At 66.3% G+C, this 13,376-nt stretch carries 13 protein-coding genes; 12 read left to right on the top strand and 1 reads right to left on the bottom strand.

Features of this window, described 5'->3' with window-relative positions; translation table 11 throughout:
- Window positions 1-67: 67 nt before the first annotated feature.
- Together AB0362_RS14770 and AB0362_RS14765 are read left to right on the top strand one after the other, a co-directional pair.
- Window positions 68-1,498: an MFS transporter gene (locus AB0362_RS14770; protein ID WP_366235741.1), complete on the top strand. Its 1,431-nt coding sequence runs from the start codon at window positions 68-70 to the stop codon at window positions 1,496-1,498.
- Between the two features lie 20 nt (window positions 1,499-1,518).
- On the top strand, window positions 1,519-2,454 hold the full coding sequence (locus tag AB0362_RS14765) for a D-2-hydroxyacid dehydrogenase (RefSeq protein ID WP_366235825.1): 936 nt from the start codon (window positions 1,519-1,521) through the stop codon (window positions 2,452-2,454).
- Between the two features lie 4 nt (window positions 2,455-2,458).
- Here AB0362_RS14765 and AB0362_RS14760 read toward each other — a convergent pair whose 3' ends face one another.
- The gene (locus AB0362_RS14760) at window positions 2,459-3,577 is read right to left on the bottom strand and encodes an NADH:flavin oxidoreductase/NADH oxidase (protein WP_317548658.1); all 1,119 of its coding nucleotides are present in this window, start codon (window positions 3,575-3,577) and stop codon (window positions 2,459-2,461) included.
- 113 nt (window positions 3,578-3,690) lie between these two features.
- On the opposite strand from AB0362_RS14760, the gene AB0362_RS14755 reads away from it, so the two are divergent.
- The 10 genes from AB0362_RS14755 to AB0362_RS14710 all read left to right on the top strand — a co-directional run bounded on the left by AB0362_RS14755 (window position 3,691) and on the right by AB0362_RS14710 (window position 13,332).
- Window positions 3,691-4,968 (top strand): glutamate-5-semialdehyde dehydrogenase, encoded by a 1,278-nt coding sequence (locus AB0362_RS14755; RefSeq protein ID WP_366235740.1) that lies wholly within the window; start codon window positions 3,691-3,693, stop codon window positions 4,966-4,968.
- A 45-nt stretch (window positions 4,969-5,013) separates the two neighbouring features.
- Window positions 5,014-5,895 (top strand): MoxR family ATPase, encoded by an 882-nt coding sequence (locus AB0362_RS14750; RefSeq protein ID WP_366235739.1) that lies wholly within the window; start codon window positions 5,014-5,016, stop codon window positions 5,893-5,895.
- A gap of 1 nt (window position 5,896) precedes the next feature.
- Window positions 5,897-7,312 (top strand): VWA domain-containing protein, encoded by a 1,416-nt coding sequence (locus AB0362_RS14745; protein ID WP_366235738.1) that lies wholly within the window; start codon window positions 5,897-5,899, stop codon window positions 7,310-7,312.
- A 98-nt stretch (window positions 7,313-7,410) separates the two neighbouring features.
- Complete coding sequence (nadD, locus tag AB0362_RS14740) at window positions 7,411-8,133, top strand: nicotinate-nucleotide adenylyltransferase (protein ID WP_262498407.1); 723 nt, start codon at window positions 7,411-7,413, stop codon at window positions 8,131-8,133.
- On the top strand, window positions 8,130-8,519 hold the full coding sequence (gene rsfS, locus AB0362_RS14735; protein WP_032394567.1) for a ribosome silencing factor: 390 nt from the start codon (window positions 8,130-8,132) through the stop codon (window positions 8,517-8,519). Before nadD ends, rsfS begins: the two co-directional genes overlap by 4 nt.
- Window positions 8,516-9,169 carry a histidine phosphatase family protein gene (locus AB0362_RS14730; RefSeq protein ID WP_317808890.1) on the top strand — a complete coding sequence of 218 codons (654 nt, stop codon included), beginning with the start codon at window positions 8,516-8,518 and terminating at the stop codon, window positions 9,167-9,169. The genes rsfS and AB0362_RS14730 overlap by 4 nt, the downstream gene beginning before the upstream one ends.
- Window positions 9,156-9,905 carry a diglucosylglycerate octanoyltransferase gene (octT, locus tag AB0362_RS14725; RefSeq protein WP_317808891.1) on the top strand — a complete coding sequence of 250 codons (750 nt, stop codon included), beginning with the start codon at window positions 9,156-9,158 and terminating at the stop codon, window positions 9,903-9,905. Before AB0362_RS14730 ends, octT begins: the two co-directional genes overlap by 14 nt.
- Complete coding sequence (locus AB0362_RS14720; protein ID WP_317808893.1) at window positions 9,902-10,750, top strand: DegV family protein; 849 nt, start codon at window positions 9,902-9,904, stop codon at window positions 10,748-10,750. The genes octT and AB0362_RS14720 overlap by 4 nt, the downstream gene beginning before the upstream one ends.
- A gap of 108 nt (window positions 10,751-10,858) precedes the next feature.
- Complete coding sequence (locus AB0362_RS14715) at window positions 10,859-11,743, top strand: helix-hairpin-helix domain-containing protein (protein ID WP_317808895.1); 885 nt, start codon at window positions 10,859-10,861, stop codon at window positions 11,741-11,743.
- Window positions 11,740-13,332, top strand: coding sequence for a ComEC/Rec2 family competence protein (locus tag AB0362_RS14710; RefSeq protein ID WP_317808897.1), 1,593 nt, complete (start codon window positions 11,740-11,742; stop codon window positions 13,330-13,332). The genes AB0362_RS14715 and AB0362_RS14710 overlap by 4 nt, the downstream gene beginning before the upstream one ends.
- Window positions 13,333-13,376: the final 44 nt, after the last annotated feature.

Raw genomic sequence — 13,376 nt, 5'->3', positions numbered from 1 at the left:
TGTCGAACGCTGCGAAGTACCACACCGACGCTCCACTTTGACCACAAAAGCGAGAGGTATTTCGACCGTGACCGAAAAATCAGGGTCGGCAGCATCGCCGACCGGATATCCCCCGAGCACCGACACTCTGAGCCCGGACGAGACCAAGGTTCTGCATCGCGCCATCGGCGGATCCGCGCTCGGTAACGCCGTCGAGTGGTTCGACTACGCGGTGTACGGCTATCTGGCCGTGTACATCGCCGCCAACTTCTTCCCGTCCGAGGACGGGGGAGCGAGTCTGCTCTCCACGTTCGCCGTGCTGGCCGCGTCGTTCATCATTCGCCCCATCGGCGGCATCGTGCTCGGCCCACTCGGAGACCGCATCGGCCGCCAGAAGGTCTTGGTTCTGACCGTCTCGATGATGACGTTGGCCACGGCGACCATCGGCGTGCTGCCGACGTTCGACACCATCGGCATCGCCGCACCGCTGCTGCTGCTCGTCTGCCGATTGGTGCAGGGCTTCTCCACCGGTGGTGAATACGGCGGCGCAGCTGTGTTCATGGCGGAATACGCGCCGGACAAGCGCCGCGGATTCTTCGGATCGTTCCTCGAATTCGGCACCCTCGCAGGAACCGTGGGCGGTGCCACCCTGTGCACCCTGCTCAACGTCGCGCTCGGCGACGAAACGATGGAGGCGTGGGGCTGGCGAATCCCGTTCCTGGTGACTCTGCCGCTCGGCATCGTCGCACTGTGGTTGCGTACCCGGCTCGAGGATTCTCCCGTGTTCGCCGAGGCCAAGGAAGACGGCGGTACGGTCGAGGAAGGCTCAGGTGGGGCCATGGCCTCGCTCAAGACCACGATGACGTACTGGCAGCGGATCCTGATCCTGATGGGATTCGTGCTGCTGCTCAACATCGCCTACTACACGGTGCTGACGTTCTTGCCCTCGTATCTCAGCGACACGTTGGGGCACAGTACGACTCAGTCCAACTTCACCCTCGTGGCGATCATGATCATCATGATGGCGATCATCAACCCCATAGGTGCGCTGTCCGACCGAGTGGGCCGAAAGCCGTTGCTGCTGGCGGCCTGCATCGGGTACTTCGTGTTCAGCGTTCCGCTCTTCCTGCTGATCATCAACACCGGACTGATCGGCCAGAGCGTCGGCCTGCTCGGTCTCGGAGTGTTGCTGGTGATCATGTGCTCCTGTGTGTCGTCGACCCTGCCAGCACTGTTCCCGACTCAGGTGCGTTACGGAGCGTTCGCCATCGGGTACAACGTTTCGACGGCGCTCTTCGGCGGTACGGCTCCGCTGATCCTGACGTTCTTGATCGACCGAACCGGATCGAACCTGGTCCCGGGTTGGTACATGATGATCGCGGCTGCCATCGCCTTCGTGCCGATTCTGCTGATGCCGGAAACCGCCGGCCGCTCGTTGCGCGGAACCCAGTGCCCCGGCGACAACGACGACGAGGTGGCCGCGTCCGGCGTCGAACTCGTCGGATACAAGAAGAAGTAGTGGCACCTGTTCTCGTCGTTCTGCACGCCGGCGACCTTCCCGACGGTCTCGACTCCGTCGAGGAGGTCGCCGACGTCCGGTACGCCACCGCCGACACCCTCGGTGATGCGGTCGACGGGGCCGACGCGCTGCTGCTGTGGGACTTCTTCTCTCCCGCAGTCCGATCCGCGTGGCCCCGCTGCGGCTCGCTGAAATGGATACACATCGCCGCGGCAGGCGTCGACTCGTTGATGTTCGACGAGTTGGTCGATTCCGATGTGATCGTGACCAATTCGCGGGGCGTATTCGATCGGCCGATCGCGGAGTTCGTGCTGGCGCAGATCCTCGCGTTCGCCAAGGACTCCGAACGTTCTCGCGCACTGCAGCAATCGAAGGTCTGGCAGCATCGCGAGACCGAACGAATCGACGGTGCCCACGCGATGATCGTGGGAACAGGAGCGATCGGTCGGGCCATTGCCACCCTGCTCACTGCAGTGGGGATGTCGGTCTCGGGCGTGGGGCGAACACAGCGAGAGGGTGATCGCGATTTCGGAACCGTGTACGCCAGCGACGATTTGGGTTCCGTGGCAGCCCGAGCCGACTATCTGGTGCTCGTCGCGCCACTCACCGAACAGACGAGGGGACTTGTCGACGACGCGGTGTTGGCCGCGATGACGCCCGGATCCCGGGTGATCAACGTCGGCCGTGGGGAGTTGCTCGATACCGATGCACTGCTGGCACACCTTGCCACCGGGCACATCGCGGGGGCCGCACTCGATGTGTTCGACACCGAGCCGCTCTCGGCCGACCACCCGTTGTGGACGGCCGAGAACGTCATCGTCACCCCGCACATGAGCGGTGATGCCTCGGGGTGGAAGCAGCGGCTCGCAGAGTTGTTCGTGGACAACGCACTTCGGCATTTTCGAGGCGAACCGCTGCGCAACGTGGTGGACAAGAAGCTCGGGTTCGTGGTGTGAGCCCTCAGTAGGCCCGCTCGTACTGCGGTGCCACGGCCGGGAGCATCTCGACGCCGAGTTCGCGAGCTGCGCGCCGCGGCCAGTACGGATCACGCAGCAGTTCGCGTGCCAGCAGTACAGCCGTTGCCTCGCCCAGCGAGACGATGTCCTCGGCCTGCTTGGGTTCGGTGATCATGCCGACCGCAGCGGCCGGCATCGTGGTCTCGTTCTGGATTCGCCGGGCGAACGGAACCTGGTAACCGGGACCGACCGGGATCTTGGCGTGCACGTTGCCTCCGGTGGAGGTGTCGACCAGATCCACCCCGTGCTCGGTGAGTATCTGCGACAACGCGACAGTCTGATCCGACGTCCAGCTCGGGGCTTCCAATTCGGCTGAATGCTCACTGTTCTCGGGCTCGTCGAGCCAGTCCGTCGCCGACAGGCGAACGAACAGCGGCAGCTCTTCCGGCCACACCTCACGCACGGCGTCGACGACCTCGATCAGCAGACGCGTGCGGCCCGCGAAATCTCCGCCGTACGAGTCGGTACGGGTGTTGCTGGCAGGAGAGAGGAACTGGTGCAGCAGGTATCCGTGCGCGCCGTGCACTTCGGCCACCTGGAATCCTGCTCTCAACGCACGCTGGGCGGCGGTCCGGAAGTCGTCGACGATCTTCGCGATGTCCTCGGTCGTCGCCTCCCGCGGGCTCGCGTAGTCACCGAACGCAACCTCGCTGGGGCCGACGGTTTCCCAACTTCGGGGGTCCTCGGCGGGCAGGGACTTGCCACCCACCCATGGCGCAGCGGTCGACGCCTTGCGCCCCGCGTGTGCCAGCTGAATGCCCGGGACGGTTCCGAAGGAAGAGATCTCGGTGACGATTTTTGCCAATGCATCGGCCTGGGTGTCGTTCCAGATGCCCAGGTCCGACGGGCTGATGCGCCCCTCGGGGCTCACGGCGGCGGCTTCGGTGATGATCAGACCGGCACCGCCGATCGCCCGGCTCACCAGGTGGGTGCGGTGCCAGTCGCCCGCGACACCGACGTTGTCACCCGCCTCGTCGGCCGAGTACTGGCACATCGGTGCCATCCACACCCGGTTCGGGAAGGTGACGTTGCGTAGGGTCAGAGGCTCGAACAGCACACTCACAAGGGGTTCCTCCGGTCTTCGGGCAGCGCCGACGGTCGGTCGACGATCTTCACGCTGTGCTGCAACGACGCGGCGATGCAGCTTCATTCCCGGCCCCTATTAGTGTGTAGTTCATGACAGCTTCCGTCTCGGCCGAACCGGTGACCAGCACTGCCGACGAGCGAGAGAACGTTCACGCCGCAGCACGCCGAGCGCGCTCCGCATCGCGGGCGCTCGCGCTGCTGACGACTGCAGAGAAGGACGCGGTGCTGCACGCCGCGGCAGATGCCGTCGTCGCAGCCTCGGAGTTGGTACTCGCCGCGAACGCAGTCGACATCGAGAACGCGCGGGCGGCCGGTACCGACGAGGGTCTGCTCGACCGGCTGCGGCTGACCGCGTCGCGCATCGACGGCATCGCGGCGGGACTGCGTCAGGTGGCCGGGTTGCCCGATCCGATCGGCGAGGTCATCCGCGGTTCGACGCTGCCCAACGGGCTGGAGATTCGTCAGCTGAGAGTTCCCCTCGGTGTGGTGGGGATGGTCTACGAGGCCCGGCCCAACGTCACCGTCGACGCGTTCGGCCTCGCGTTCAAATCCGGCAACGCGGTGCTGCTCCGCGGTTCGTCGTCGGCGGCGCAGTCCAATGCGGCGTTGGTCGAGGCACTGCAGGGAGCGTTGCGCGGTCATAGTCTGCCCGAGGCAGCGGTGCAACTTCTGGGAAGTGCCGATCGTGCCACGGTCACGCACCTCATTCAGGCTCGCGGTTTGGTCGACGTGGTGATTCCGCGTGGTGGAGCCGGTCTGATCGCTGCGGTCGTGCGCGATGCCACGGTTCCGACCATCGAGACCGGCGTCGGAAACTGCCACGTGTACATCCATGCCTCTGCCGATCCTGAGACGGCCGAGAAGATCGTGCTCAACGCCAAGACCCGGCGAGTCAGTGTCTGCAACGCCGCCGAGACAGTATTGATCGATGCCGCGATCGCCGAGACCATGGTTCCGCGCTTGCTCCAGGCCTTCCAGATGCACAGCGTCACGGTGCACGGGGATCTGCCCGGGCTCGTGCCTGCGCACGACGAGGACTGGTCGCAGGAGTACCTCTCGCTCGACATTGCGCTGAAGGTGGTAGGCGGTATCGACGAGGCGATCGAGCACATCGACCGATACGGCACCGGCCACACCGAGGCGATCGTCGCTGCCGATATCGGTGCCGCGCGCGAGTTCACCCAGCGGGTCGACGCGGCGGCGGTGATGGTCAACGCCTCCACGGCGTTCACCGACGGCGAGCAGTTCGGCTTCGGGGCCGAGATCGGTATCTCGACGCAGAAGCTGCACGCGCGTGGACCCATGGGATTGCCCGAATTGACCTCGACCAAGTGGACCGTGTGGGGCGACGGACACGTCCGAGACTGACAACCCTCGAACTACCGGCCAGACCCGATCATCAGGAGCTGTGACATGGATCGTGCCCTACCGACGACACCCCCGCTGTTCGCCAGCGTGGACGACGTCCAGAGGCGCCTGGCCGAGACGGGCTATCTGGCCGACAAGGCCACTGCCACCTCGGTGTTTCTCGCCGATCGCCTCGGCAAACCGCTGCTGATCGAAGGTCCGGCGGGAGTCGGCAAGACCGAGCTGGCCCGTGCGGTCGCGCAGACGACCGGGGCCGAACTGGTGCGGCTGCAGTGCTACGAGGGTGTCGACGAGGCTCGCGCGCTGTACGAGTGGAACCACGCCAAGCAGATTCTGCGCATCCAGTCCGGTACCGCTGCCGACTGGGACTCGACCAAGCTGGACGTGTTCTCCGAGGAGTTCCTGCTTGCGCGCCCGCTTCTGCAGGCCATTCGCCGGACCGATCCCACGGTTCTGCTCATCGACGAGACCGACAAGGCCGACGTCGAGATCGAAGGACTGCTGCTCGAGGTACTGAGCGACTTCGCGATCACCATTCCCGAACTCGGCACGATCGTGGCCGAGAGGACGCCGTTCGTGGTGCTCACCTCGAACGCCACCCGTGAACTGTCCGAGGCCCTCAAGCGTCGGTGCCTGTTCCTGCACCTGGACTTTCCGGACGCCGACCTCGAGCGTCGGATTCTGGCCAGCAGGGTTCCCGACCTACCCGAGGCGATCGCCGAACAGATGATCAAGACCGTGCGGGTACTGCGCGCGATGCAGCTCAAGAAGTTGCCCTCGGTGGCCGAGACCATCGACTGGGGACGCACTCTGTTGGCGCTCGGTATGGACACCCTCGACGACGATGCGGTTCGCTCCACACTCGGTGTGGTGCTCAAGCATCAGTCGGACCAGGTTCGTGCGGCAGCCGAACTCCGGCTCAACTGACATGCAGGCCCCACACGGAATTCCCGGTCACCTCATCGGTTTCGTCGACGCTCTGCGTCGGCGTGGAATTTCGGTCGGGCCGTCGGAGACGGTCGATGCCGGACGCGTCCTGTCGGTTCTCGATCTGCTCGATCGGGAGGCCGTGCGCGAGGGTCTGGCCTGTGCACTGCTGCGCCGTCCGACGCACCGCGGAGTGTTCGACGCCCTGTTCGACCTGTGGTTCCCGGTGGCATCGGGTACCAGGGACTCGGGGCAGATCGATACCGCCCTGCCCCGCACCGATGCCGGCGACGTCGACATCGATGCTCTCCGCGAGCTGTTGGTCGATCTGCTCTCGGACGATTCGGCCGAGGCCGCCGAGTTGACCCAGATGCTGGCGGCGCAGATGGTCGAGGAACTCGGACAATACAAGTCCTCGAACGGGCCCTCGTTCTCGGCATATCAGGCGCTGCGCGACGTAGCGCCCGAAACGTTGCTGCGCAAGATTCTCGACGGATTGCTCGGGCGCAGCGACGACGCACCCGATCGCCCCACCGACGACTACGAGTCCGAGGTTGCCAAACGCACTGCAGCGCAACGCATCGCAGATCTGCGCAAGATGATCGAGAGCGAGACGAGGCGTCGGTCGGCAGAAAAGCTTGGCCGTGAGCGAGTGGCGAGCTACGGGGTACCCAAGCTCGCGGAGGAAGTCGATTTCCTGCGGGCCTCGGACACGGAGATGGCGGCGCTGCGACGCAACGTCACCCCTCTCGCCCGGTTGTTGGCATCGCGACTTGCGGTGCGGCGCAGCCGAAGCAGACACGGCTCGATCGATCTGCGGCGTACGCTGCGCAAGTCGATGTCCACCGGCGGTATTCCGATCGACCTGGTCGAGCGCAAGCCGCGGCGAGCGCGCCCCGAATTGGTTGTACTGTGCGATGTCTCGGGCTCGGTGGCAGGATTCAGTAATTTCACTCTGCTGTTGGTGCATGCACTGCGAGAGCAGTTCTCGCGCGTGCGCATCTTCGCGTTCATCGACTCCACCGACGAGGTGACGCGATTCTTCGATTCCGGTGCCGACCTCGGAGCGGCGATGAGTCGCATCGTTCGCGAGTCCGATCTGGTGACGTACGACGGCCACTCGGACTACGGCCATGCACTGACGACGTTCGACGAGAAGTACGCGCACGCGGTCACCAGTCGCAGCTCGGTGCTGATTCTCGGGGACGCCCGCACCAACTACCGCGAGCCGAAGCTGCCGGCGTTGGCGCACATCGTGTCGGTGGCCAAACATGCGTACTGGCTCAATCCCGAACCGAAATCGCAGTGGGGTTCCGGCGATTCGGCTGCCAAGGTGTACTCCGACGTGATCGCGATGCACGAGTGCCGATCGGCTCAGCAGCTCGCCACCGTGGTCTCGCGTTTGCTGCCGGTGTGAGGCGTGTGACGGCCGGCGGCACGCCGGCCGTAGAATCGGCGGTTGTGCAGCGCGAATCCGACCCCGGCGACGACACCGGTAGGCAGTCCGTCCGCCGTTTGGGCGTGATGGGCGGCACCTTCGACCCGATTCACCACGGGCACCTCGTCGCGGCCAGCGAAGTGGCGAACAAGTTCCGCCTGGACGAGGTCATCTTCGTCCCCACCGGAAACCCGTGGCAGAAGGAAGGCAAGACGGTCAGCCCGGCAGAGGATCGCTACCTGATGACGGTCATCGCGACCGCGTCCAATCCGCGTTTCTCGGTCAGTCGGGTGGACGTCGACCGGGAGAAGTCGACCTACACCGTCGACACCCTGCGCGATCTGCGGACCCAGCATCCCAACGCCGAGCTGTACTTCATCACCGGGGCGGATGCGCTCGAGTCGATCCTCACGTGGCAGAACTGGGAGGAGTTGTTCGAGCTCGCCAAGTTCGTCGGTGTCTCGCGTCCCGGGTTCGAGCTCGGCGTCGAACATCTCGCCAACCACCTTCGGTCGTTGCCCGCGGACACTCTCACATTGATGGAAATCCCTGCACTCGCGATATCGTCGACGGACTGTCGACTCCGAGCCGGTGAGAATCGGCCGGTCTGGTACCTGGTACCGGACGGCGTCGTGCAATACATCTCGAAGAGGAATCTCTACAGACCACGAGGCGCTCAGCGTCTCGACGGATCCGTCACCATGTCGGAACCAGCGCCCCAGAAGAAGCAACCGGCAGGGTCGGTCACCAGCGCAATGACCGCGAACCCGAGCCATACGAGTGGGAGTACACCGAAGTGACTGCAACAGCCGAAGCCGCCGAGATGGCGCGTATCGCCGCGCTCGCAGCCGACGACAAACTGGCCGGCGACGTGGTGATTCTCGACGTCTCCGATCAGCTCTACATCACCGATTGCTTCGTCATCGCCTCGGCACCGAACGAGCGTCAGGTCAACGCGATTGTGGAGAACATCGAGGATCAGCTGCGTGAGGCCGGACACAAGCCGGTTCGTCGCGAGGGCACCAGGGAAGGCCGTTGGGCACTGCTGGACTACTCCGACATCGTCGTGCACGTCCAGCACAACGAAGAGCGCAACTTCTACGCGCTCGAGCGGTTGTGGAAGGACTGCCCGACCATCGAGGTTCCCGGTCTCGGACAGCATCCGGCTCCGGAATCGGAGCAATGATCAGACGGCTCATCCTGCTTCGGCACGGTCAGACGGAATACAACGCCACCGACCGCATGCAGGGTCAGCTCGACACCGATCTGTCCGAACTCGGCCGCAGCCAGGCGAAGACGGCCGCCGCCGAGCTCGCGACGCGTGAGCCGATCAAGATCGTCTCCTCGGATCTGCGGCGAGCTCTCGACACCGCGAACGCGCTCGGAGATGCAGCCGGGGTGGCGGTCTCGGTGGACGAGCGTCTGCGCGAAACCCACCTCGGTCAGTGGCAGGGACTCACCCACACCGAGGTCGACGACATCGCCCCCGGTGCACGACCGGCCTGGCGCGCCGACGCCACCATCGCCCCGCCCGGTGGGGAGAGCCGCATCGACGTCGCGCGACGCAGCGTGCCGCTGGTTCGTGAACTCACAGCAGGCGTGCCCGAGTGGGGTGCCGACGGCAACGAGAGACCGCTCGTCCTCGTCGCGCACGGAGGTCTGATCGCGGCACTGACCGCCGCGCTGCTCGATCTGCCGACCGATCGCTGGGCGGTGCTCGGTGGCCTCGCGAACACCAGCTGGGTGCAACTCGGTGCGCACGGGCCCGGGGAGAACCCGTCCTGGCGACTGGACGTGTGGAACGCCTCGGCGCGAGTGGCCAGTGACGTCCTCTGACACGGCGGCGCAGCCCGCGCTGCTCGTGCTCGCGGACTCGCTGAGCTACTACGGACCCGAGGGCGGACTGCCCGTCGACGATCCGCGGCTCTGGCCCAATCTCGTTGCAGCGGAACTCGGTTGGACGGTCGAGTTGGTTGCGCGCATCGGCTGGACGAGTCGGGACGCGTGGTGGGCTCTGACCCAGGATCCGCGGGTGTGGGCAGCCATTCCCCGTGCCGGTGCCGTCGTACTCGGAATCGGCGGCATGGATTCACTTCCCTCGCCGTTGCCGACTGCGCTCCGGGAACAGATCAGATACGTCCGTCCCCCTGCCCTGCGGCGCGTGGTTCGCGCGGGATACCAAGCGGTGCAACCTGTTCTGTCGCATCTCGGTTGGCCCGTGGCGCTTCCGCCGCGGCTCAGCGTCGAGTATCTGGAACAGACCCGCGCGGCACTGGCGTACGTGCGCCCCGAACTTCCGGTCATCGGTACCTATCCGTCGGTGCACCGCTGCGATGCCTACGGCAAGGTGCACTCGGGTCGCGAACCCGCCGTACGCGCACTGCGCTCATGGAGCGCGGACAAGAACGTCCCCATGGTCGACCTCGCCGACGCCGTCCGACCGAACATCGAGTCCGAGAACGCGAACCCCGACGGCATCCACTGGGGATGGGACGCTCATGTCGCGGTCGCCGAGGCGATGCTGGAGGTGCTGCGACCCGTCGCCGCCGGATCGGTGACCCGATCGCCATGACCGTCGCCGTCGTCACCGACTCCTCGTCCTGTCTGCCGGCCACACTCGCCGCCGAACGCGGCATCGCGTTGGTGCCACTGCACGTGCTGGTCGACGGAATCGACCATCGCGAAGGCGTCGACGACATTCCCGAGCAGACCACCTCGGGCAAGCCCGTGACCACAGCGGGGGCTTCCCCGGGCGAGCTGACCGAGGTCTATGCCGCGGCTCTCGAACGCAGTCGAGGTGCCGGTGTGGTGGCCCTGCACATTTCCCGGGGACTGTCGAGCACGTGGGAGGCAGCACGCCAGGCCGCAGATCACGTGGGCTCGGCCGTCCGAGTCGTCGATTCCGCCTCGGCCGGCATGGGACTGGGCTTCGCGGTGCTCGCTGCGGCCGCGACGGCCGCCGGGGGAGCAGAACTGGACGAGGTGTACCGCGACGCCGTCGCCGCGTCGACGACCTCGCGATGCTTCATCGTCGTCGATCGACTGGACCACCTGCGACGTGGAGGCAGAATCGGTGCCGCCGCGGCGTTGCTCGGCACTGCGCTGGCCATGAAGCCGGTACTGCACATCAGCGACGGCAAACTCGTGTTGAAGGAGAAGGCGCGCACCTCGTCCAAGGCTTTGAACAAGCTGGTCGACGCCGCCGTCGCTGCCGCGACCGAGGTCGGTGACGAATCGGGGGTTGCGCTCGCGGTGCACCACATGCAGTGCCCGGAGCGAGCCGAGGACGTAGCCGCGATGCTGACCTCCCGAATTCCGCACTCGACCAGCATCGACGTCTACCCCTTCGGTGCCGTTCTCGGCGCTCACGTCGGCCCCGGCGCGGTCGGTGTCGTCGTGGCTCCGGGACGCCGATAACCGGGCCCAGCCCTCGGTTCATCCACAGCCTCCGGGTTGTACACAGGGCAATCGGCGACCTGTAATCACCGGGGAGTGAACCGATCGCGGGCACTAGCGTCCTCGAGCATGGGCGGCAACGACGATCGGGCACACACGGTGGCGCGATTGAACTCCGTGCGCAGACAACACGATTCCGACCGCGATCGCGTCTTCCCCGAGGACTCGCGAGCTGACGCCGGATCCACCGACCCGGATTGGCTGCTGCCGCAAGCGGAACGATCAGGCACCCCGTGGTCGGCCTTGCTGCCGTCGCGATGGCGATCCGCCCGCGTCGACCCCGGGAAACCGGGGGCAGTGGCGATGGCGGCGGCCGGGGTGTTCGTCGTGCTCGTGGCGGGATTCGCGGTGCTTCGAGACGCACCGACCCCGGCACCTGCGCCACCGCTCGCTGTGGTCGCGACCGGCACGGCTGATGCCGACGACACGGCGGATGCCGACGACGTTGTCGATCCAGAGCCGAGTGCCGACGCCGAACTCGTGGTGAGCGTCGTCGGGCTCGTGACGAGCCCCGGATTGGTTCGGCTGCAACCGGGTTCGCGAGTCGCCGACGCGCTTGCCTCGGCAGGCGGCGCAGTGGAGGGTGCCGACCTGCTGGCACTCAACATGGCCGCGCGAGTCGCCGACGGTGATCAGATCGTCGTCGGAGCAGTGCCGCCGGATGCCCCTCCACCGGTCAGCAGTACGACATCCGGGATCGGCACACCGGCAGACGGTAGTAGCGGCGCACCGGTCGGTGTCGGAGGGTCCACACCCGATGGGACTGTGGACCTCAACGCCGCGACCGTCGCAGAACTGGACGCGTTGCCCGGGGTCGGGCCGGTCACCGCGACCTCGATCGTCGGTTGGCGAGAGACCAACGGCCGCTTCGCAACCGTGGATCAGCTGTCCGAGGTGGACGGGATCGGGCCCGGCCGACTGGCGAAGATCCGAGACCTGGTGCACGTCGGATGAACACCGAGGCCGCGTCGACCGATGCAGCGCAGACCGAGGATCGTCAGCCCTTCGATGTGCGACTGGTCCCGGCCGCTGCGGTGTGCTGGTCGATCACCGCGATCGGAATTCTCGGAGGCCCGGGTGCTGCTCTCGCTGCTACCGCGTCTGCGGTTGCGGTGGTGCTGCTCATCGCAGTATCCCTGCACCGGTTGTCGACTCGGCGCGCCTTGCCTGGTTTGAGTCGGTCCGGTGCGGCCGCGGTGATCGGGCTGGCGCTGTGCTTCGGGGGAGCGATCTGGCTTCAGATGAGTTCGTTGGCCGAACATCCCGTCGCAGCGGCCGCGGAGAACCGAGCGTGGATCACCGCGTCGGTGCTGTTGGAGGAGGACCCACGCCGGTTGTCGTCCGCCGGACCGTCGACGGTGATGGTGAAGGCCGAGATGACGCGCGTCGATGTGAGCGGCAAGGCACTGCACGTCGGTGGTCGGGTGTCGATCGTTGCTCCGGAGTCGAGTTGGTCGGTACTGCTGCCGGGCCAGGAGGTCACCGTGCGGGGCAGGCTCGGTGCGCCGATCAGACCCGACATGAGTGTGGCCGTCATCCGCGCTTCGGGTCCGCCCGTCACCGTGACCGAGCCCGGGGCGATCTCCGCTACCGCCGGCACGTTCCGGTCGAATCTGGCAGCGGTAGCGCAGAATTCGATGCCACCGGATCGTGCAGGTCTGTTACCCGGGCTCGTGGTCGGAGACGTCTCGCGGCTGGACGAGACGGTGGCCGAGAACTTCCGGGCGGCAGGCCTGACGCATTTGACGGCTGTGTCCGGAGCAAATTTTTCCATCGTGATCGGCGCGGTTCTGTTGGTGTTGCGGGGTATCGGAATCGGGCCCCGCGCGACGGTTGCGGTGGCGTTCGTCGTGCTCGTTGCGTTCGTGATCGTGGCCAGGCCGTCGCCGAGTGTGTTGCGTGCCGCAATCATGGGGTCGATCGGCCTGCTCGCCCTCGTCACCGGCAGACGGCGGCAGGCGGTACCGGCGCTGTGCGGAGCGGTGTTGGGTTTGCTCGCGTGGTGGCCGAGGTTGGCGGTGGATGTCGGATTCGTGCTGTCGGTGTTCGCCACCGCAGGGCTCGTGCTCGTCGCGCCGATCTGGGTCGACTGGCTTAGAGCGCGCGGCTGGCCCAGAGCGGCAGCGGAGGTGGTGGCCGTGGCCGCGGCGGCGCACGCGGTGACGGCACCGGTGGTTGCGGCCATGGCCGGAACGTTCAGCGTGGTGGGGGTGGCGGCGAATGTGTTGGTTGCACCTGTCGTCGCTCCGATCACGGTGGTGGGGATCGTCACAGCAGTGATCGCTGCCGTCAGCGGCTCGCTGGCGGAACTGGTCGCGCAGCTGGCGTCCGCACCGCTGTGGTGGTTGATCACGGTGGCGGAGAGGGCCGCGTCGGTGCCGGGCGCGGGCATCGTCGTCCCCGACGGCGTCGGAGGCGCAGCACTCGCGGCGTTCTCGACGGTCGCGCTGCTGACGGCGTTGCGTTTCACAGTGTTTCGTTGGCTGGCCGCGGCGGTGGCGATAGCGGCACTCGCGATGTGGACGGCACACGTTCTGTGGTGACCGCTCGGACGAAGCGGATGCCGAGTGTGTCGGCCGCGCATGGC

Origin of the sequence: Rhodococcus sp. NPDC079359, from assembly GCF_040702585.1 — a bacterium.
Classification (GTDB): Bacteria; Actinomycetota; Actinomycetes; order Mycobacteriales; family Mycobacteriaceae; genus Rhodococcoides.
This window is presented reverse-complemented; position numbering and strand designations above follow the sequence as displayed.

Coding starts and splice junctions, on each gene's coding strand:
- AB0362_RS14755 (WP_366235740.1), top strand. CDS start 3,691: ATGACAGCTTCCGTCTCGGCCGAACCGGTGACCAGCACTGCCGACGAG.
- AB0362_RS14750 (WP_366235739.1), top strand. CDS start 5,014: ATGGATCGTGCCCTACCGACGACACCCCCGCTGTTCGCCAGCGTGGAC.
- AB0362_RS14745 (WP_366235738.1), top strand. CDS start 5,897: ATGCAGGCCCCACACGGAATTCCCGGTCACCTCATCGGTTTCGTCGAC.
- AB0362_RS14730 (WP_317808890.1), top strand. CDS start 8,516: ATGATCAGACGGCTCATCCTGCTTCGGCACGGTCAGACGGAATACAAC.
- AB0362_RS14720 (WP_317808893.1), top strand. CDS start 9,902: ATGACCGTCGCCGTCGTCACCGACTCCTCGTCCTGTCTGCCGGCCACA.
- AB0362_RS14715 (WP_317808895.1), top strand. CDS start 10,859: ATGGGCGGCAACGACGATCGGGCACACACGGTGGCGCGATTGAACTCC.
- AB0362_RS14710 (WP_317808897.1), top strand. CDS start 11,740: ATGAACACCGAGGCCGCGTCGACCGATGCAGCGCAGACCGAGGATCGT.